Annotated in this window: 18 protein-coding genes and 3 pseudogenes; 4 read left to right on the top strand and 17 right to left on the bottom strand. The window is 32.1% G+C overall.

All coding sequences use genetic code 11. The features are described 5' to 3' along the window. Nucleotides 1-23: 23 nt before the first annotated feature. From B2745_RS12035 to B2745_RS12000, 8 genes are all read right to left on the bottom strand, one after another. On the bottom strand, nucleotides 24-395 hold the full coding sequence (locus B2745_RS12035; protein WP_304066906.1) for a hypothetical protein: 372 nt from the start codon (nucleotides 393-395) through the stop codon (nucleotides 24-26). A gap of 1 nt (nucleotide 396) precedes the next feature. Next, the gene (locus tag B2745_RS12030; protein ID WP_304066904.1) at nucleotides 397-2,868 is read right to left on the bottom strand and encodes a TraG family conjugative transposon ATPase; all 2,472 of its coding nucleotides are present in this window, start codon (nucleotides 2,866-2,868) and stop codon (nucleotides 397-399) included. Further along, nucleotides 2,855-3,190 carry a DUF4133 domain-containing protein gene (locus B2745_RS12025; protein WP_304066902.1) on the bottom strand — a complete coding sequence of 112 codons (336 nt, stop codon included), beginning with the start codon at nucleotides 3,188-3,190 and terminating at the stop codon, nucleotides 2,855-2,857. Before B2745_RS12025 ends, B2745_RS12030 begins: the two co-directional genes overlap by 14 nt. Before the next feature lie 26 nt (nucleotides 3,191-3,216). Next, the gene (locus B2745_RS12020) at nucleotides 3,217-3,561 is read right to left on the bottom strand and encodes a DUF4134 domain-containing protein (RefSeq protein WP_304066899.1); all 345 of its coding nucleotides are present in this window, start codon (nucleotides 3,559-3,561) and stop codon (nucleotides 3,217-3,219) included. Nucleotides 3,562-3,637: 76 nt separating this feature from the next. After that, on the bottom strand, nucleotides 3,638-4,147 hold the full coding sequence (locus B2745_RS12015; protein ID WP_304066896.1) for a hypothetical protein: 510 nt from the start codon (nucleotides 4,145-4,147) through the stop codon (nucleotides 3,638-3,640). Nucleotides 4,148-4,267: 120 nt separating this feature from the next. Next, on the bottom strand, nucleotides 4,268-5,155 hold the full coding sequence (locus B2745_RS12010; protein WP_304066893.1) for an RteC domain-containing protein: 888 nt from the start codon (nucleotides 5,153-5,155) through the stop codon (nucleotides 4,268-4,270). A gap of 212 nt (nucleotides 5,156-5,367) precedes the next feature. Continuing rightward, nucleotides 5,368-6,285, bottom strand: coding sequence for a response regulator transcription factor (locus tag B2745_RS12005; RefSeq protein ID WP_304066890.1), 918 nt, complete (start codon nucleotides 6,283-6,285; stop codon nucleotides 5,368-5,370). 7 nt (nucleotides 6,286-6,292) lie between these two features. Continuing rightward, nucleotides 6,293-6,871 (bottom strand): GNAT family N-acetyltransferase, encoded by a 579-nt coding sequence (locus B2745_RS12000; protein ID WP_304066888.1) that lies wholly within the window; start codon nucleotides 6,869-6,871, stop codon nucleotides 6,293-6,295. A 288-nt stretch (nucleotides 6,872-7,159) separates the two neighbouring features. Here B2745_RS12000 and B2745_RS11995 point away from each other — a divergent pair, with 288 nt between their 5' ends. Then, nucleotides 7,160-8,272, top strand: coding sequence for a glycosyltransferase family 2 protein (locus B2745_RS11995; RefSeq protein ID WP_304066885.1), 1,113 nt, complete (start codon nucleotides 7,160-7,162; stop codon nucleotides 8,270-8,272). 343 nt (nucleotides 8,273-8,615) lie between these two features. Here B2745_RS11995 and B2745_RS11990 read toward each other — a convergent pair whose 3' ends face one another. The 7 genes and pseudogenes from B2745_RS11990 to B2745_RS17035 all read right to left on the bottom strand — a co-directional run. Next, nucleotides 8,616-8,918 carry an integrase core domain-containing protein gene (locus B2745_RS11990; protein WP_414691932.1) on the bottom strand — a complete coding sequence of 101 codons (303 nt, stop codon included), beginning with the start codon at nucleotides 8,916-8,918 and terminating at the stop codon, nucleotides 8,616-8,618. 380 nt (nucleotides 8,919-9,298) lie between these two features. Continuing rightward, nucleotides 9,299-9,484, bottom strand: coding sequence for a transposase (locus B2745_RS11985; protein WP_304066882.1), 186 nt, complete (start codon nucleotides 9,482-9,484; stop codon nucleotides 9,299-9,301). 487 nt (nucleotides 9,485-9,971) lie between these two features. After that, nucleotides 9,972-10,376: a hypothetical protein gene (locus B2745_RS11980; RefSeq protein ID WP_304066879.1), complete on the bottom strand. Its 405-nt coding sequence runs from the start codon at nucleotides 10,374-10,376 to the stop codon at nucleotides 9,972-9,974. 9 nt (nucleotides 10,377-10,385) lie between these two features. Beyond that, nucleotides 10,386-10,982 (bottom strand): hypothetical protein, encoded by a 597-nt coding sequence (locus tag B2745_RS11975; protein WP_304066877.1) that lies wholly within the window; start codon nucleotides 10,980-10,982, stop codon nucleotides 10,386-10,388. A 329-nt stretch (nucleotides 10,983-11,311) separates the two neighbouring features. Next, nucleotides 11,312-11,728, bottom strand: a pseudogene (locus tag B2745_RS17040) (transposase); the annotation flags it as partial. A gap of 91 nt (nucleotides 11,729-11,819) precedes the next feature. Beyond that, nucleotides 11,820-12,593, bottom strand: a pseudogene (locus B2745_RS11970) (transposase). A gap of 167 nt (nucleotides 12,594-12,760) precedes the next feature. Next, nucleotides 12,761-13,156: pseudogene (locus tag B2745_RS17035) on the bottom strand (transposase); the annotation flags it as partial. Between the two features lie 119 nt (nucleotides 13,157-13,275). On the opposite strand from B2745_RS17035, the gene B2745_RS11960 reads away from it, so the two are divergent. Next, nucleotides 13,276-15,513 (top strand): peptidase domain-containing ABC transporter, encoded by a 2,238-nt coding sequence (locus B2745_RS11960; protein ID WP_304066874.1) that lies wholly within the window; start codon nucleotides 13,276-13,278, stop codon nucleotides 15,511-15,513. Next, nucleotides 15,514-16,830 carry an HlyD family secretion protein gene (locus B2745_RS11955; protein WP_304066871.1) on the top strand — a complete coding sequence of 439 codons (1,317 nt, stop codon included), beginning with the start codon at nucleotides 15,514-15,516 and terminating at the stop codon, nucleotides 16,828-16,830. 53 nt (nucleotides 16,831-16,883) lie between these two features. Here the strand turns inward: B2745_RS11955 and B2745_RS11950 are convergent, their stop codons facing one another. After that, nucleotides 16,884-17,789: a hypothetical protein gene (locus B2745_RS11950; protein ID WP_304066869.1), complete on the bottom strand. Its 906-nt coding sequence runs from the start codon at nucleotides 17,787-17,789 to the stop codon at nucleotides 16,884-16,886. A gap of 341 nt (nucleotides 17,790-18,130) precedes the next feature. On the opposite strand from B2745_RS11950, the gene B2745_RS11945 reads away from it, so the two are divergent. Further along, nucleotides 18,131-19,075, top strand: coding sequence for a hypothetical protein (locus tag B2745_RS11945; protein ID WP_304066866.1), 945 nt, complete (start codon nucleotides 18,131-18,133; stop codon nucleotides 19,073-19,075). Nucleotides 19,076-19,083: 8 nt separating this feature from the next. On the opposite strand, the gene B2745_RS11940 is transcribed toward B2745_RS11945, so the two are convergent. After that, nucleotides 19,084-19,935 carry a hypothetical protein gene (locus tag B2745_RS11940; RefSeq protein ID WP_304066864.1) on the bottom strand — a complete coding sequence of 284 codons (852 nt, stop codon included), beginning with the start codon at nucleotides 19,933-19,935 and terminating at the stop codon, nucleotides 19,084-19,086. Nucleotides 19,936-19,938 lie beyond the last annotated feature (3 nt).

Raw genomic sequence — 19,938 nt, 5'->3', positions numbered from 1 at the left:
ACTGATTAATTTGATTACACCGATTATTGATTAATCTTCTTGTACTCCCGCTTACCAACCATAAGTTTGTTGGCTTCGGGGTAAAAAGTAAGGAGCTTCCCTTTACGCGTCTCCGTAAGGGATTTGGTTCCTTCATCATAAATTGCTTGCCATTCTTCGGTTTCATATTCACGTTTACCTTTTTTGCCATCGGTGATGATGCTAAAGCCGGTCTTACGGTGAATGAGATAATTGTTGCTTTCAGTAGCTTCAATCACCAGGGTATCGTTAGCGATGCTGAATTCACTTTCCGCTGCATTTACATAGGTGCCAGGGATAAATTCTCTTGTTTTGTCTACTGTACAGGCAGTCATCAGCCATACTGCCATTGCACATAAAATGATTAGATTTTTCATATTACTTGTTTTGGGTTTTTAATTCTTCTACCAGTACCGCTATGCCTTTTTGCATACTTCCGTAGCGTTTAGCATATTCCTGTACCTTCATCTTTTCGCTTTCTTCTGTGGTATAAACATAATATTCCTGCATACTCACTTCTGTGCGATACACTTTGGATAAAGTTCCGCCCAGCGAAATGAAAACTTCTTTGTATTTCCGTTTAGGATCGTTTGCTTTGTTCATGCTCAGGATCTGAGCTTTCTCTTTTTCAGTCAATCCCAGAAGTTCCTGTATTGCATCAAATTTGTTTTGGTATTTGGATTGGTCAAGCAGAATTTTACAGTCGCTGTTATTAATGATAGCTTGTTTTACAATAGGCGAACTGATAATATCTTCTACTTCCTGGGTAACTACTATTGCTTCTCCAAAATGCTTACGGACGGTTTTGAATAAGTATTTTACGTATTCGGCCATACCTTCTTTGGCAATTGCCTTCCAGGCTTCTTCCAGTAGGATTGCTTTACGGACACCTTTCAGCTTCCGCATTTTGGAAATGAATACTTCCATGATGATAATGGTCACAACCGGGAAAAGAATGGGATGATCTTTCAGCGCATCGAGCTCAAAAACAATAAACCGTTCATGCAGCAGATCCAGGTTTTCAGTGGCATTCAGCAAATAATCATACTCGCCGCCTTTATAATACGGATTGAGTACGTAAAGAAAATTACCAATGTCAAAATCCTTTTCTTTGACTTTGCCATCTTCCAGCACTTGCATGTACTCCTGTAATAGAAATTCATAGAAAGAATTGAAACATGGAAAAACTTCCTGATGCTGATCTAAATAAGCAAAGTAGAGTGTGAGCGCATTGGATAGTGCTACATATTCTGACCTGCGAAATGTCTCATCATCTTTTTTCCATAGCGCCAGCAGCAAGGTTTTGATACTTTCTTTTTTCTCTGTATCCAATACATCACCGTCAGTTAAATAAAAGGGATTAAATCTGATGGGATCACTTTCTGAATAAGTGAAATAATAACCGCCCACCAGATCACATAAGCCTTTATAGCTATGGCCAACATCAACCAACACGACATGTGCGCCCTGCTCGTAATAGCTTCGTACCATGTGATTAGTGAAAAAGCTTTTCCCGCTTCCACTTGGACCCAGGATAAATTTGTTCCGGTTGGTCGTATAACCAAGTTTAATAGGTTCATCAGATATATCTACATGAACCGGCCTGCCGGATAGCCGGTCGCCCATACGAATACCGAAGGGACTGACCGACGAACGATAATTGGTCTCTAAATTTAGAAAGCAGGTGGACTGTTCCAGGAAGGTATCAAAGGTATCGTTCATCGGGAAATCAGCTTCGTTTCCGGGCAAACCTGCCCACCAGATCTGCGGGGCCCCATCCGTTTCTTCTTTCGGGCTGGCATCAAGCTGCGCCAAAGCAGAACTCACTTTGTTTTTCAGGTCTTTAATCTCGCTTTCATCTTCTGACCAGGCCAGTATATTGTAATGTGCTTTAACCGATAAGCGCTGTTGCCCGATGGCTTCATTCAAAAAATCGTTGGTAGCATCTCTTGCTATGGCGTTTTCCCTGCTGTATGCTGAGAGGGATTGCAGGCGTAGCTTTTTTGCCTCCAAACGTTTGAGCGTTTTCTGCGCATCGCCAATGAATATGTATTGATTGTAAATGTGGTTGCAGGGCAATAGCTGGCCTAAAGGTGAGGCGAAACCGATACTGAACTTGGTACGATCGGTACTGTATTTATCATAATTAATCCGTGATCCGCACATGGCAGGCAAATCTTCGGCATCTGCCAGTGTAAAGAGTTTGCAATGCGCTTCACCAATTCGAATTCCATCTTTTACTTGAATGTCGCGAATGGTTTTCTCGCCTTCTTTTTGCAAGAAGCAATACTTTTCAATGATTCCCGGGCGGTTACCTGTACCGGCAAGTTCTTCATCTGTCAGACGTTTAAGCTGCACAAAGCCGCTGTCTTTTAGAATGCGTTCAAACTGGCCTGCGCTATCCATAAAATCATTAAACAAAACAGCGTTTAGGGTTTGCTGTGGTACGATAGCCTTGCGGAGGATATTGGAATAAACTGAACTTGACAATTTCCTGCCAGCAGGTTTTTTAGTTAGGAAGATGTAGCAGCGATGATCTAAATAGGGCCTTTCATGGAAAAACTGTTCGCTGGAACGGCTTAGAAAGCTGGAATCTTCCTTTCCAAAATCGGCTTTGTACTTTCTTTCCGTAAACCAGTCCTGTTTATGAAATATACTGTGCTGAGGCAGTAAGCGGATGGCTTTGATTAGTGTTTGATGATAAGCTTCATAATCACGGTCCGAAAGGCTGAATATCTCCGGTAGTGTAGCTTCATAAGCAATCGTAATATCACCTTGTGCAGAGACTATGGCATTATGCTCAATTGATCCTTTGATTTTATGGATAGGAAATATTTTAGCGGCTTCCATGTGTTTGCTTTTTTAAGTGGGTAAATAGTTTCCTCGATCTGAAAGTGAGGCAATCGGGTAATTGATTTTTAGCAAAGTATTTCATCAGGCCGTGTTCCCCATACCGGTGGCTTAATCTGAATACGGTAAAAAACAATGCTGTTCCCAAACCAATGATCACCGGAAGAATAATAAACAGGCTTAGACCGGAGATGTACAATGCTGCAAAACCAATGAGTAGCAAAATCAATCCTACTGCCAGGTAAGCAATGTATTGTGCCTTTAACCCTTTAAATTCTATGGGTTTATTGATGCCTTTATTGATATGATATACTGAACTCATAGCCTCCTGATGCTTTCGACTTAATATTAGATTCCAAAAAATGATTGTAAAACGGTAGCCACTACAACTAAGAAAATACAGCTGCCGAACCAAGCTGCGGCAACTTTATTGGTATCAGGCTCGCCTGCATTCCATTTATTGAATACTTTAATGGCACCGATAATGCCTACTACTGCGCCAATGGCGTACATCAGGTCGCAGCCAGTATCAAAATAGCCTTTCACTTTATTGGTAGCTTCGGCGATTCCTGCATTGCCATCCTGTGCAAAAAGGGAGATGGAACAAATCATGCTGTACATGCCAAGCAGGAGAGTGAGTAACAATGATTTAGCAACGATTTGATTTTTACATTTACTGATTTGATTTTTCATACGACAATATTTTTAATGTTGATCAATGATCTTTAGAAACTTTATAATTTGATTAATGGAGATTATACTAGCTATTTTAGTCCCACAAGTTTTCCAGTTCTTCCTGGTTAAGCTGAAAAGGTAAATGATCCAATATATGCTCGTTAATCTGTTCGATATTCGAGTTGGAACCTATATCAGGGTATTTCCCTTTAACCAGTTGCAACAGCGAAAAGAAATCTGTTTTGTCACCGTTTTCCTTTTCCAGGATGTTGAATATGGTTTTCAGCTCTTCCAGCACATCAGGTATTAAACCTAACTCTTCGTCTTTCTCTGAAGACTTTGCTGCAAAACGAATCGAATCCATAGGTAAACTGCTGGCTCCTTCGGGTTCAGCAGGTTTGCCCATCATGTTTTCTACTTCTTCGTCTTCCAGCTCTTCTTCCCATTCTTTGCGTATCCTTTCCGGCTGCTCTGGCTTTCCATCTCCAGATAAAAAGCTAGCAACACTGTGGCGGTAATACAATAGGATGATAGCCAAATACCAGATTAGTGTGAGGATGAGTGCGGCAATCAAAAATTGTTGCCAGGTGAATTGATGTAACATAATTTTACTTTTTTATCCTGTCACTCCATTGTGGCAGAATTTCAAAGGCAAAGGTTGGCAGACCTCCAAAATTCATTTCACACGCCGGACATACGGTAAGTAATTTTTGTTATTCCCGGTTTATTCCGGCTTATTCCGTAATGCAATACCGCGGTTGGGTTTATACTCCAAATCTTCCTCTATACGCTGAAGAATGGCTTCACGCATCTTATCCAGGTAGGCCGTTGGACTGATGCATTTTCTCCTGCGGATATTACCAAAGGTGTGATAAGGAGATTTGAGTTTAACCTGAAAGATAGTTTCTATGACTTCGATAATATCTTTCACTTCTACATTACCATGGTTAAGCTGCCCGGTGTAGTAAATGCCATAGATCAGTTCGATGAGATTTACCTGTTCACCTGTCCACTTTAATGGCAGTTGTTCCTCTTTGGTGTCGGGTAAAGTAATATTAGCAGGGTCTATTCGATTAATTGCTTTTACCAGATAGGTTTGCAACAACTCATAGGCTATAAATTTGGAAAACAGATAATCGCAGCTCGTTGAAAATTCAGGATGTAATTCGGGAACTTCAGGTAGTAATATGTTTTGAATGGTGGCTGTTCTTTTAAAATACAGGTTGTCCAGCTCCACCATTTCATTGCGATAGTACTCATATAAAAATTGATTTTGCCGAAAAAAGCGACGAATGATATTGAGTTCTTCTTCATAATATTCACGGATGGTTTCTACTGTACCATAAGGTTTGGCATCTTCAATTTTATATAACTCAATATGGTAAATTTGCTTTGCGTAAAATTTAGGTTTGATATTCTTAAAGAAATGAATTTCTTCGGTATCCGTAGCAAAGGGGTGCTTGCTTAGATACTCTTTCAGGTTTTGCAATGCTGACCGGACCTTGCTTACAGTAGCCGTCATTCGCTTTAAAGGATTAGGTTCATTTGATAAGATAGCTTGTAATTCCTCATCAAGTTGTTGGTACATTTTTTTACTTAAAAGATGTAACATAAAATGAAATTTAAATGATTCCTGCTCTGCCTGTTAACTGGCTACAATTATCACATGGAGCAGGATGATCGTAGAGGTTTATCCATATGGCTTTCAATTTCTTAGGTCAAAATTGATGAAATGAGGGGCTGTTGTAAATACGCCAAAGGGAGTATTTAGCTACTTCGAAAGGAGTATTTTATGCTTTTTAGAGATACAGGTGGTGGAATTTATTACTTTTCCAGCTTATGAATCAACTCTACTTTATTAGTAGCACCAACTTTTTCAAATATGTTTCGGGCATGTTTTTTTACGGTCAGTTCAGAAATAAAGAGCTCATCAGCAATAGTCTGATACCGGTAACCTTGCCTCAATAATTGCACAATCTCAACTTCCCGATTGGTTAATTTGTATAGTTCACAATTTGCCTGAAATGACGAAGGTCGAATGCCGTTAATTGTTAGATCAGTAAGTTGTTGATATTCAATCCTTGCCTGTGATACAGACTTGTATATAAAGATGATGGTGATTACCACAAATCCACCATTGGTGCAAATAACTTCAACAGCCTGGCCTAAATTATAATAGGCAATAACAGTCATAGAAACCCAGGGGATAACGGCCAGGTAAACGGCAATTACCTCCAAAAAATTCCCACGGCTTTTATTGCCCTGGTATTTCGTTCTTATAGCCCGCATAATTGCCCACAACAGGACTATAGAGTAAAAGAATGGAATAATGATACCGTATTTGATAGCAAAATCAAGATGATGATTGATGGAGTAACCTATAACAAAGAATAAAATGTAAGGCAAGATGAGGAACAGCAAAACACCGTAAATAGCATGGAAACGTAGTCGTTGTAAATCAAATCCTTTATAGAAATAGTAGGGGAAATAGGAGGCCATGATAAAGCCGCTGCCATAAGCGATGATATTTTGCACTACAATGGGAATATCAATTTTCGGATCGGGAAAAAGACCGCCGGTGATATTGTAGACAATAAGTAGGCACAATAGTATCAGGTAGTATAATCGTTGTTTTTCCTGTGGTCTTGACAGGTAATGTATAAACTGATAAAAGAACATTAAAATTTCAAGCATCGCGAATACAAACGTAATCACAAGCATTTCAGAACCGAATACTTTCATGGATTGCTTACGATGCTAAATTTCTTTTTAGAAAATAAAGCTTGTAGCTTAATTCCAGTTCATTATAAACTTCAAAGCCGAACTTTTTATACCATGGCAGGTTCTTCAAAGTTGAAGTTTCCAGATAGATTGGCCGTTTTAGCTCTTCACTATGTGCTATCAGCTCTGTCATTAATTGATGGCCAATGCCCGAGCCCTGATATTCGGGATCAACGCCTATAAACCACAGATAATACATCAATTCCTTGGGCTGCAACTTCTTGATTTTAGACTCTCTGCCCAAAGCTTTACTTATATTTTCAATACCAATACTTTTAAACATAAGTTTAACATCCAGCAATATGGATTTCAATGTAGTTTTCTTTTGGTCGGGATACAAAACCAAAGCGCAAGCTTTTCTGTCGTCGGATAAGAAAACTTCTCCAAAGAGGTAACATACTTCGAAAGAATAATTCATTAGGATCTTTATTCTTTGTTCCCGTTTTGAATCTTGTTTTACAATGTAATTTACGCTTTGGTTGGCATCAAATGATTGGGTGAGAATGTTGATTATTGTAGTTTTATTCTGGTAGTTAGCTTTTTTCATCGTATAATTTATAAAAATTACTTTAATATGTGTCTTATTTCTGGTGAAATTTATGTAATCATTGTATATTCGTGATTGATTATTTTATAGCTATACTTAAGTTAATTTGTATAAGACATTAACTTTATATTTAATTATTATTTTTATAGATATTTACACTATTATAAAGTTATCAGCATACAATCATCACTTAATGATTTTAAAATTCGATAATATATGCCAATCTATTATTCAAGTCATTTTCTTTAAATCTTCATATTTCTTATTACTTACTTAACTGCAAAACAAGTGATATATTATAAAATTTCTTTCTGTATAACTGTTATGAATAGAGTACAACATTTACAGCAAACATTACCTATTAATATATTAAGCAATCAAGATTATGAAAATTGTGAATTTGTTGTGCTCGATTATAACTCTTCAGATAAAGTTGAAGAATACATAAAAGAAGAACTATACGATTATATACAAAACAAGAAACTTGTATATTATAAAACTATTGAACCATCTTATTTTAAGAGAAGCCATTCTAGAAATTTGGCCTTTAAATTAGCTAAGGGTGATCTAGTATGTAATTTGGATGCTGATAACTACACTGGACAAGGATTTGCTACTTATTTAAATTCTATTTTTAACATACACAAAGATTTCTTTTTAACAGGGATGATGTTTAATAATTCAGAATTTTCTAAGGATGTATTGGGTCGTGTATGTCTAACCAAAAATAAATTTAATGAGCTGAAAGGATATGATGAAAGAATGGAGGGATATGGATTTGAAGATATCGATCTTTATTCTAGACTAGAATTAGCTGGATTAAAAAGAAAAGCAATAGATAGAAAATATTTAACATCTATAAAACATGGAAATAAGTGTAGAATTTTAAACGAATTTGCACATAATTTTTTAGAGGAAGTCTTGGTAAGTTATTTAACACCTCATGCAACAGAATTTATTATTTTTTATAGCAATTTTTGTTACAATAAGTTTACTTTAATCGATAATAAAAGAAATCATTGTATTGAAGGATATAATGAAAATTTGTATTCTTGCCCTTCAATATATAAATATGATTTTTCTTTCAAGGATGATAAAGTAGAAGAAGGTACTTGGATGAGGTCTAGATCAGGTATTGATATTTACAGTGAGAAACTTGAAAAACTTAAATATGACAATTCCCACACTCAGTATATTTTTATTAATGGTGACAAGAAGCAGCGTTTTTTTGAATTAAAAAACTCAGATTTGATTGATGCAATAATAATGTGTTTTAATCAGATAAAAAATAGAGTAATTATGGACGAAAATCAACTAAATAATCGCATTGTAGTTAATGAACATGGATATGGAAACGGGAAAGTATATAAAAACTTCCAGCCAGAATCATTTATTATTTAAGTAAAAAATTATTTAGATTCCATTACTTTGGCGTTAAAAAAAATATCTACTATAATTTTAATATCAAACTCACTTTTTGCTACTCCAAATAGTCGAGCCTTAAAAAAGAAGGATAAGCTGCCCCTGTAAAAAGGAACTGGTAAAGATGATTTCCATTTATTCAATATCCTTTTAAAGTTAAAAACTGCTGCTGCAAGCATAATATTGATGTTATCGCCAGTATTCCCTTGTAAAACTTACGATTAAGTCTGTTATTTTGTTTGAAATGTCCGGTAATTGGTCCTATAGATGCCCTTTTGTAATCTTTCTCTATTTCCAGGTCAATCAAAGTAGAATTTCCTCTTTAAATTTTCAGCAGCAAATCTGCGGGTATTTTAAAGTTTAGTGTCTTGTGTGGACGGTGGTTATTGTAATCCAGCATCCATTCTTCGGCTTTCTCCCTCACTTCATTCAGTGTCCTGAATACATAAGCGTTTAGAAGTTCTCGTCTGAAAGTTCCATTGCATCGTTCAACGTAAGCGTTCTGAGTTGGCTTTCCAGGTTGAATAAAAATCAGATTGATGTTGTTACACTTGCACCATGCATCCAGTTTTTCTGATATGACTTCAGGGCCTTCTCTTAGAGATGCAACAGGTTTCCGGATCATGTAGCGAGTAAATCTTATCCTTATCTTCTCTTTTTTGAGCCAGCACCTTTTTGTACAATGCCAGACTCGCAAGATATTTAAAGCCAGTCAGTAAATTTCTTTCTAGTTTTGTTACCAATCTGTCTGTCTTTCTTGCCTTAATTTGTTTTAAGGATGCTTTCTGAACCTTTAGTCGCGGCTTACTGTTTTCAGAGTACGGGTATAATTTTGGCAAACAGGAAAATGATGCTCGGATGCTATTTACTGACATTTGATGATAATCTTCTTGTGCAGTTTTGCATCAGTAGGATAGGTCATGTTTTTTTCTTTTACCGTGGTATCTAGGTTCACTGAATTATCATGACCGTATTTTCCGTTAACCATGATGCTTTCCTGTAAAATTAGTTCAACTCCTTTTTTCCAATAAAATGTCTAAAATAAACCAGCTCTGATGCCTCACAGAGTAAGCCACATACAAAAGTAGACTTTCCACAAAAGTATTGATAATAATTGTTTTCGCTCCATTGTTCCACTACGCTTTCATCTGATACATTACGGATGTGTTTCAACATCAGTAAACCAATCATTAAGCGTTAAGGCTTGGCCGGACGGCTGAGCTCCTTATAATAAAGTAGGGCATGGATCTTAAGAAACAGTCCAATCTATTTTGAAGAAAAGCAAAAATAAAGGATGACGACGATTTAAGGTGTACTCTAAAGTGAAAAAATGATTTGGTTTGATTATCTGGTTTATTGGGAAGCATTAGAAATATTTGCAAGTTTTATGTTATAAATATAACAAAGCTTGCAAATATTTCTCAAAAAAATCAACATAAATAACTAATTAGCAATCGTTTATGCTATTTTCAAAGACTGACTAAATAATTATGTGTATGATTCTAATAAAAAATACACGATTATTAAATCAATAATTATTAATATGAATCAATTAATGCCTTTATTTGTAAAAATTTACTATTAACAGATTAAACACTTATTATTAATAAGTCATTTATTACAATATTAATAATTGCATTTCTTCATTATTTAACCAAAAATTATTAACAAATTACTGCTAAATGTTTTGGTTTCTTAAATGTGCTAAAAAAATCGTCAACACCCCCATTAATATCATAAAAATCCAGGCACAAGTCTCTGTTGCTTTTGTAATATTGTATTTTGGTAAATCTCTACCATCTTTGTGAATTTTGTAAATATTATATAATAGATAATAAATAAAAACAGATGGAATAATTAAAAATATAATAAAAAAGAGAGGACTCCCAAGATGGAAGATTCTCAATTTTAGATCCAAAAAAAATTCTAAACTAAAAGCAATACTTATATTAATAAACATGGAAGTAGCGCAAACTTGAAGAAAAACGTATCGCCAAGCTGGGTTATCATCGCCATAATTGTTAGATTTGTTTTTTATACTAAATAAAGCAAAATAGTATTTTAATAAAATTTGTTTTAACATTATACATTATTATGGAGCATAATAAGGAGAATTAGGGTCGGTTACCATTTCATATAATTCGCTTGCAGCAAGCAATGCCCCGCCAGCAATTAAAAAACCGCCACCTGCCCCTAAAAGCATTAGTCCTGCCCCAGCTTGAGCATAATCTAAGGCATCTCCATCGCCACTAGCTATTTCGTATATATTTTGTCCGACACTTAAAACTCCAAAAGCAGTACCTGTGATTTGTATACCCTTGGACGTTATACCTGCATAAGCTGCAGCAACCTGAGCGTGGTCAGCAGCTAAACCTAGTGAGGACAACATCAAAGAAATTGCATCATATACAGAAGAGCTATTACTAGAGCTTCCTGTTACTATAACTTCTGCAAGAGGCAATGGATTGTTTGGGGCTCCGTAACCTCCATAATTACCCCAAGGATCTTGAGAATAATAATTTGTATCATACCAATTATCTACAAAAGCACCAGAATAAGTACCTTCACCATGAGTATTATAAAAGTTATATAACCAATCATAACCACCTTTGATCGTTTTTAACTCTTTATTTTCAATAACTTCACTAATTAATTCTAATTCTGCTAAATTAAGTTTGAGTTTTTTCATATTAAAATGATATAAATTTAATTTTAGTATTTGAGTCTAAATATATACCTTTTTTTTAAATTTTAAAAACAATTTTCATGTTAGTATTTTTTTAAATATATGAGTATAATATTTAAGGCTATGTTACAGGGCTGTAAAATATTAAGTTTTGTTAATTTTAGTCTTAGTTTATTAATCTTAAAATAAAGTTGAAACAAAATATAATTAATTGGAAAGGTTTTTAATCATTATAAAAAGATGTCATTTTTAGATTTATCATCTATTAGAGTAGTTTTAATATTAAATACCTATTTTAAAATCATAGCTTTGATAAAAAACGTTAGTTCGGTTTAAGCAGTTAAAAGGAGTTGTCTATCGTAATCTTTAAAAATAGTATTAATAGAAGGTTTTCTAGAGAAGAAATGATAAGCACAAAGAAAACCCATAGTATTAATCAAGAAGTTATTAATTGAATGATGACGAGTATGCTAGAGCTTGCAGATATTTTTTTAGTTTATTTACACATTCTATAATAGCCTTCTACGAAGCATTATTCTGTAGGCCTGAGAGATATTGAAGTCTTTCATATTTTTACAAGGTTTAGTAATCATTTGGATTCCGTTACTCCAGAGTAAAGCAGCCAAGCTATAGATATGTAGACCTTATCACCGAATAATATACCCAAACTATCTTGAGTCATAGCGGTTATTAATTTAATATTTCGATTGTCCATATTACCCCTTTGTAAGAAAAAAAGACAATATTTGGTCGAATCTTAAAAGTCAAATTTAATTTTTCAAGGTATAATTTATTGGGATGATCTTGCAGATTTTTTTTGTCAGTTTATAAACACCCACACTAGAAGGAGCTGCCATTGTAAAAAGAAGCTACAAAAGATAATTTCCATTTATTCATCATCCTTTTGAAGTTAAAAGCAGATGCAGCAAGCATGATATTGATGTTATTGCCCACTATTCCCTTGTAAAAGTTGCGGTTTAACCTATAGTCTTGTTTAACATGTCCGATAATAGGTTCAAACCTGCCTGCAATGGTTCTTATCTTTTTATCTGCCTTTCTTGCCTTTGCTTTGTTTCTGGGATGATTTTTGAACCTTTGGTCTCTACTTAATTTCTTCAAAGTCTGTGTATAACTTTGACGAACAGTAAGCTGCAGATCTGAGGCAATCTGCTGACATTTGGTGATAATCTTTTTGTGCAGTTTTGCATCAGTGGGATAGGTGATGTTCTTTTCCTGTACCGTGGTGTCTATACTCACGGTATCATCATGACCGTCTTTGCCGTTAACCCTGATGCTTTCCTGCAAAATCAGTTCAACTCCTTTTCCCCAATAGGATGTCTAAAATGAAACAGTTCTGAGGCCTCACAGGGAACTCCACAAACAAAAGTAGATTCTCCACAAAAGTATTGGTAATAATTGTTCTCGCTCCATTGCTCCACAACGCTTTCATCTGATACGTTACGGATATGTTTTAACATCAGTAAACCCACCATTAAACTATGGGCTTGGCCGGACAACCGTTATCCTTACAATAGAGTGGGGCAAAGGCCTTTTCAAAAACACTCCAATCTATCTATTGGCAAGTAAAAATAAGGTATGGTGGCGATTTAGGATGTGCTCAAAAGTGAAAAATAAGCTGGTTTGATGCTTTGGTGTTTAGTTGGAGGCATTAGAATATTTGCAACGTTTACGATAAGAATATAACAAATCTTGCAACTATTTCACATTAAAATCATACACAAAGTATTGACAATCATAAATATATATACTTTTTAAGTACCGACTATTTCGCCTTTATCGTTAATATCAGATGTAGTTTGAATCCATAAAACCAACTAATATAACATTGCCCCCATTCTACTACAGCAGCAAATACCTTGTGGTTGTGGACTCGCCGATTATGACAAACTTTAATATGTGTGGAATCAATAAAATTTATTCCTCTGGAACGTCATAAACAGTGGGTTTTTAAGAATAATATCATAGGTACTGCTACACATTGTTGTAGTTCTACAAATCGGTTATAGGAGAAGACTACATCAGCAAGGGATGCCTTCCTGATTTCTAACCTTATGATTACCAGCATCTAATTGATGTTTATATATTTCAGCTTCAAATTCTTTGCAGAAATCATCAACTTTTACAAAAATTTCAATAGTTTTATCAGAAGTAAGTATGGATTGTAGTTCCTAAATATAATATAATAAATATTCTTACTGTTTGATATACAGATTATTATGTTTTAAATAATCTAAATTAATCTACTCTTTCTTATCTTGCACTCACGTTAAATATTATGATACTAAAAAAGTTTCCACATGAACGACAACTAGATATGATGGACTGTGGTCCAGCTTGTCTAAAAATTATTGCAAAATTTTATGGTAAATATTATTCTTTACAACATTTTAGAGATAAATGCGGGATTACGAAAGAGGGAGTTTCTTTTTTAGATTTAAGTTATGCAGCAGAAGATATTGGTTTGCGTACATTATCTATTAAATCTTCTTTTTTAGATTTATACTCAAAAGTACCTTTACCTTGTATTATACATTGGGCTAATAGCCATTTTATTATTGTTTATAAAATTACAAAAAAAAGAGTTTATGTTTCTGATCCTGCAAAAGGACTTTTAGATTACTCACATGATGATTTCCAAAAAAAATGGCACCAACCTGGAGAAAGCAAAGGAGTTTTATTAGCGGTAGAGCCTCAAGCAGATTTTTTAATAAGAGAAGGTAGTGAAAATGCTGCTAAGAAAAAAAGTCTTCAGCATATCATCGGTTATTTTGTTCCTTACAAAGCAAGTTTTGCAAACCTATTTATTGTAATGTTGATTGTAACAGCGCTACAAGCACTCCTTCCATTCATTTCAAAAGCTGTTATAGATGTTGGTATTCAAACGCATGATTTAGATTTTATCAATATTGTTCTTATTGCGAATATTGTTATTTTAGTTAGTATTACATTTTCAAATGCCGTTCGAGATTGGATTTTACTTCATGTAACTGCTAGATTAAATATTGCTTTGATTTCTGATTACTTAATCAAACTAATGAAATTGCCTATAACATTTTTTGAAACAAAAATGACGGGAGATCTTCTACAACGAGCAAATGACCATGAGCGAATAAGGAATTTTATAATGAATAATTCCTTAAACTTAATTTTTTCAAGTATTACATTCATTGTTTTTGGAATAATTTTATTGATATATAATAATTTTATTTTTTATACTTTTTTAATTGGAAGTATTTTTTATGTAGTATGGATACTTGCCTTTTTAAGTGTTCGGAAAAAGCTAGATTGGGAATATTTTGAACTTGTAGCAAAAAATCAAAGTTATTGGGTAGAAACAATAGAAAGTATTCAAGACATAAAAATAAATAATTATGAGAAGTATAAGCGTTGGAAATGGGAAGGCATACAAGCAAAACTTTATAAAGTAAATTTAAATGTTCTATCGGTTAATAACGCTCAAAATTTAGGAGCGCAATTTATTGATAGTTTAAAAAACTTGCTAATTACTTTTTTTTGTGCAAAAGCAGTAATAGCTGGAGAAATCACCTTTGGAGTAATGATTTCTACACAGTTTATAATTGGTATGTTGAATGGACCAGTTCAGCAATTTATTCAATTTATAATATCTGCTCAGTTTGCACAAATAAGTTTACTTCGTTTAAATGAAATTCATGAGCTAGAAGATGAGGATTTAAATGTGGTTAATAACAGTATACAACTTCCAGCAAAGAAAGATATTATTTTGAATAATGTATCATTTCAGTATGGTCCTAATACTAATTTTGTACTAAAAGGTTTAAGGTTAATTATACCTCAAGGAAAAGTCACTGCTATTGTTGGAGATAGCGGAAGTGGTAAGTCTACTTTACTAAAACTACTATTAAGACTGTATAAACCATCATTTGGGGAAATTTCGATTGGAGGCATGAATATAAATAATATTAGTTTGAAACAATGGAGAAGTAAATGTGGTGTAGTTATGCAAGATGGCAAAATTTTCAATGATAATATTTTGAATAATATCGTTTTAGATGATGAACAGATTGATTACAATAGATTAAAATATGCTGTCGAAACTGCTAATATTGCTGGTGATATTGAACGCCTTTCATTAGGTTATAAAACTATAATGGGCGAGACAGGAAGAGGACTTAGTGGTGGGCAAAAACAACGTATTCTAATAGCAAGAGCCTTATATAAAAACCCTGACTATTTATTTTTTGATGAAGCCACAAACTCTTTAGATAGTATTAATGAACAAAAAATTGTTACGGCTTTAGAAGATGTTTTTAAAGATAAAACAGTGGTGATCATAGCACATAGGCTAAGTACAATCAGAAAAGCTCATCAAATAGTAGTAATGCAAGGGGGGATGATAGTAGAAATTGGAAATCATGAGGAATTGATGAAAAAACAAGGACGATATTATAATCTAGCAAGAGCACAAGTAGATTTAGGCTCACTTGAAGAAGAAATAAAAGTAAATAATAACTTATTATCCGAAAAAGCATAAATGAGCAAAAAAATATTTGAGTCAAAGAATTTCGAGAGAACAGAAGAAATACAAACTATTATTGAGAGAATTCCAACAAAATTTGGGACTGTCGTCACTATTTTCGTATCAATATTAATGGCTGTATTATTCATTTTTGGATGGATAATTAGATATCCAGATATTATTTCGGGAGAAATTACAATTAATTCTAATGTTGCGCCAATTAAATTAGTTGCTAATTCATCAGGTAAACTCTATTTAAATAATATTAAGTCTATGGATATTGTAAAAGAAGGTGATTATCTAGCAGTTATAGAAAATTCAGCTAACTTAAGTGATATAAGGAAATTATATAATATAATAAAAAAATTTAACATAAATATAATAAATGATAACAGTGATTTAGTTTATCCGAGAAATTTGGCAATAGGAGATCTAAATCTAAAATATTATGCATTTATAGAAGCTCTCAATCAATACTTGAAACAACATAAAACAAACTTACTTATAAAACAAGAAGAAGTTCTTAGAAAAGTTCTTGTAGAGCAAGAGAATATTTTAAAAGTGTCTAATCAGAAGCTGATAATAAGTGATGAAAATGTTCGATTAATTAAAAAATTTCATAAAAGAGATTCTGTTTTATATAGTCAGAAAGTATTAACAGAAGCTGAAATTGATAAATCAGATATGAATCTATTATCAGCAAAAGACGCTTATCATACTATGCATAACAATTTAACAACTATTCGTGAAAAAATCCAAGAATCAAATAGTAAAATTCAACAAATTAAAATTCAAAAAAATGAAGAAGAAGAAAAAATAAGATTGAATCTTTTGAGAACTTATACTGATCTTGCTGATAATTTTAAAGTTTGGGAACAAAAGTTTGCGTTGAAAGCACCTATAGACGGACGAGTACAGTTTTCTAAATTCTGGACTAACAATCAATTTATTCAAGCAGGTGAAAATGTACTAACTGTGGTGCCTAAAAGTGGTAAAATCATAGGTCAAATGATGTTACCTGCTCTGGGAGCTGGAAAAGTTAAAGCTGGTCAAGAAGTCATAATAAAACTAGATAACTATCCTTATAAAGAATATGGCAGTATAAAAGGGAAAGTTCTATCTATTTCATTAACTACAAATAGTTTCAAAACTGAAAACGGAGAGATAAGTATTTATCTTGTATCAATAGAGTTGCCAGATAAACTAAAAACTAACTATGGGACTAGTTTAGATTTTAAATTTGAAATTAAAGGCAGTGCTGAAATAATTACAAATGATAGAAAGTTAGTTGAACGACTTTTTGACAATTTAAAGTATTCGTTAGTTAAATAATACTTTTAAACTTTCAAACTATTTCTATTTTTAGTTTAAAAATTTCATTAATTTTAAACTAAAATATCTTTAACTAAAATAAATAGATATACAAATCTCATAACTAGTGCTTTAAGTATTAGTTTATTTATTGTATCTCTGCCTTTATTAGTAAAATCTAAATGGTCAAATATTATACTATTAATTATTGTAAAAGATAAATTTATATTATTATTTTTTTTTATAAATCTATTACAATAATATACCCAGTCACCTAACCACTCAAAATCCTCATTAAAATTATCTCTTAACCAAATGTCGTCTACAATTTCAGATAGAGTTTGAAAATTGTTTTTGAAAAAATATTGAAAAAATCTTCTTTCTTTTTCTATTTCAAGATTATCTTTATATGAGTTATAAATTGTTTTTTTTGATCGATTAATAAATTGTTCAAAAAAAATATAAGCTTCATTTATATCTGATTTCACAGCTTTTAAAACACTAGTTTGTAGATAAATCATCAAAGTAAATAAATCATCATCATTAATAATTTCATTTCCTAAAGAAAAAGTTATTACTTTAGAAATTACTTGTTTTAATTCTATTTCATCATTAGTGTATTTTACTGAAGTAATTGTAGATTCTTTTTCAAACCAGTAGCTATTATTTGGGTAATTTATAAAAAATGTATTGATAGGGAGATTTATTGGATCTGTTTTAGACGGGTATTTGGAAATAAAAAGTTCTAGCGCTTTTGAAAGATTTTTTTCCAGTATATTAGAGTCTGCATTTTTAATTATAGTCAACAATATATGGTCTCCTCTATCTTTGCTGAAATTTATAAACCAATTCTTTATGAAGTTATTATTGTTAGACATATCTTCTATGAGATGGGATTTAATGAAATTACTCAAGAAAAAATGCCAAGAAGTTCGATTTAAAAAAATTCTTATTTTGATTTGTACATTCTCATTTTTCATGAAAATTTTTAAATTAATATTTATATTTTATTCAAATTAATATACAATATTAAGATATTTGGGCCATTTGATGGCTATGATTTTATAGGTAAAAACATTGAAATTTATATAATGCCTTGTTTTCATTGGGGCTAAATTGATCTAAAAGTAAATTAATGAAACCTATTGCACATTTAGTAATTTAAAAAGCCCTTCAAATTTTACTCTGTATACACGAATATGGAAAACTGGCATAACTCTGTTGATTTTTCCAGCATTAGGTCTAAAATGAGAGTAAGGCAGTTAATTTATTAAACTTATGCTAGTTTAATTGTGAAAAATAACTTATTAAATATGTTATAATGATGAAATTTGATCTAAAATATAATATAAACAATATTACATTTGGTGAACATAGAAGTGGATTTAAATTTATTATGGAATTATTGCAACAGTTTGAATGTGCTGATGGAATATTATTAGATGGTTATTTAGATTACAGCTTTGGATGGAAACTGAATATCTTAAAATCTAAAAATTTACTTCCTTATAAACGTTCTTGGATTGGTTTTGTCCATAATCCCCCTAATATACCTCCTTGGGTAAAGACTTTGTCAACAGAAGAACTCGTAGACTGTAAGGACTTTAAAGAAAATTTAATTCTCTGTAAAGGTATTTTTACATTTTCAAATTACTTAACAAATAAATTAAAAGAGCGACTTGATGTTCCTATTATAACATTAAGACATCCAACAGAGTTTCCAGATAAGGTATTTAATTTAAATTCTTTTCTAAAAGAAAAAAAAATTATTCAAATGGGAAGTTGGTTAAGATGCAGATCAATATTTCATGAATTAAAAGCAACCGACTACATGAAGATTCAAATAATACGTAGAAATTCTATTAAAGTTTTCCTAGATGAATTAAAATATTTCAATATTACTTTTAAAGACATAAAAAATAGTGATACTTCAATTGTTGATTTTGTTGATAATAATCTATATGACAATTTATTAAGCTCTAGTGTTGTATTTGATAATATATTCGATAGTAGTGCAAATAATACTGTAATTGAATGTATTTCTCGAAATACTCCTATCTTCATAAACAAACTTGAATCAATAGTTGAATATTTAGGTGATAATTATCCATTATACTATGAAGATATAAATGAAGTATCAGAAATGCTTAAGGATGATTTGTTAATTGCTAAAGCAAGTCTATACTTACAAAATCTTCCTATTAGATATGAACTAAAAGGTGAGTATTTTCTTAAAAAATTATCCGATTCTTTGATATTTTTATAATTACATTATTATCTTCTATCAAGAATTTCTTTGATGATAAAATATATAGTTCTGTTAGTTTGTAAAAATATGTTTTTAGTGAAGCCCAATTGATTAATAAATATTAAGCATAAATTAGTATAAGATTCTATGAAGTTTGAATGATTTATATTTGCCCTGCAAAACATATACCACTCGTACATCCATTTTAGCTCTTCTTCTTTTGGGTCTAAGTAGAATACATCATTTAAAATTTCCTGAAAAATTTCATTTGATTTAATGCTCTCTAATTGTATTTTTATGTTGTTTTTATTTTGTTCTTCTACATCAATTTCATCACATATAAACTTATTAAGTTGTTCAAGTTTCAGGTCGAAAGCTTTTAAAGTGCAAAGCTGCAAATAAAAAATTAACGTAATAATTCTTGCTTTATTAATTGTTTCCTTACTAAAACTATTAACTATTATTTTAGATATAATATTTTTAGGATTTAATGATTTAAATAGAACAGGTAACACTTCTTTTTTATTAAACCAGATGGAATTATTAGGGAAATTAATAAAATAGCGATTCTCCAGAATGGATTTTTCTTTTGTGATAGACTGATGATTTTCTAAAAAAACTATACATTCTTTATATAATTGGCTTTTTAATTTTTTAATATCTCCAGTTGTTATTATTTCTAATATAATATGCTCTCCTAAATTCTGGCTAAAAGAAATACTCCAATCTTTCATAAGGAAAGCTTCTTTATTTTTATTTATATAATGAGCTAAAAAATCAGTAATAAGAATATTCCATTCTAATTGATTATAATAAATTCTGGCTATAAGGGTTTTACTTTGAAATAGATACATAAATTCAAATTTAGTATCTTTCAAAGA

Source organism: Pedobacter glucosidilyticus (genome assembly GCF_002483235.1).
GTDB lineage: Bacteria > Bacteroidota > Bacteroidia > Sphingobacteriales > Sphingobacteriaceae > Pseudopedobacter > Pseudopedobacter glucosidilyticum_B.
Note: the sequence above shows the minus strand (reverse complement) of the source record. Positions and strands in the feature narration are given on the sequence as shown.

Coding starts and splice junctions, on each gene's coding strand:
- B2745_RS11945 (WP_304066866.1), top strand. CDS start 18,131: ATGATGAAATTTGATCTAAAATATAATATAAACAATATTACATTTGGT.
- B2745_RS11975 (WP_304066877.1), bottom strand. CDS start 10,982: ATGAAAAAACTCAAACTTAATTTAGCAGAATTAGAATTAATTAGTGAA.
- B2745_RS12010 (WP_304066893.1), bottom strand. CDS start 5,155: ATGTTACATCTTTTAAGTAAAAAAATGTACCAACAACTTGATGAGGAA.
- B2745_RS12015 (WP_304066896.1), bottom strand. CDS start 4,147: ATGTTACATCAATTCACCTGGCAACAATTTTTGATTGCCGCACTCATC.
- B2745_RS12030 (WP_304066904.1), bottom strand. CDS start 2,868: ATGGAAGCCGCTAAAATATTTCCTATCCATAAAATCAAAGGATCAATT.
- B2745_RS12020 (WP_304066899.1), bottom strand. CDS start 3,561: ATGAAAAATCAAATCAGTAAATGTAAAAATCAAATCGTTGCTAAATCA.
- B2745_RS11960 (WP_304066874.1), top strand. CDS start 13,276: ATGATACTAAAAAAGTTTCCACATGAACGACAACTAGATATGATGGAC.
- B2745_RS12025 (WP_304066902.1), bottom strand. CDS start 3,190: ATGAGTTCAGTATATCATATCAATAAAGGCATCAATAAACCCATAGAA.
- B2745_RS11955 (WP_304066871.1), top strand. CDS start 15,514: ATGAGCAAAAAAATATTTGAGTCAAAGAATTTCGAGAGAACAGAAGAA.
- B2745_RS11980 (WP_304066879.1), bottom strand. CDS start 10,376: ATGTTAAAACAAATTTTATTAAAATACTATTTTGCTTTATTTAGTATA.
- B2745_RS12035 (WP_304066906.1), bottom strand. CDS start 395: ATGAAAAATCTAATCATTTTATGTGCAATGGCAGTATGGCTGATGACT.
- B2745_RS11985 (WP_304066882.1), bottom strand. CDS start 9,484: ATGATTGGTTTACTGATGTTGAAACACATCCGTAATGTATCAGATGAA.
- B2745_RS12005 (WP_304066890.1), bottom strand. CDS start 6,285: ATGAAAGTATTCGGTTCTGAAATGCTTGTGATTACGTTTGTATTCGCG.
- B2745_RS11950 (WP_304066869.1), bottom strand. CDS start 17,789: ATGAAAAATGAGAATGTACAAATCAAAATAAGAATTTTTTTAAATCGA.
- B2745_RS12000 (WP_304066888.1), bottom strand. CDS start 6,871: ATGAAAAAAGCTAACTACCAGAATAAAACTACAATAATCAACATTCTC.
- B2745_RS11990 (WP_414691932.1), bottom strand. CDS start 8,918: ATGATCCGGAAACCTGTTGCATCTCTAAGAGAAGGCCCTGAAGTCATA.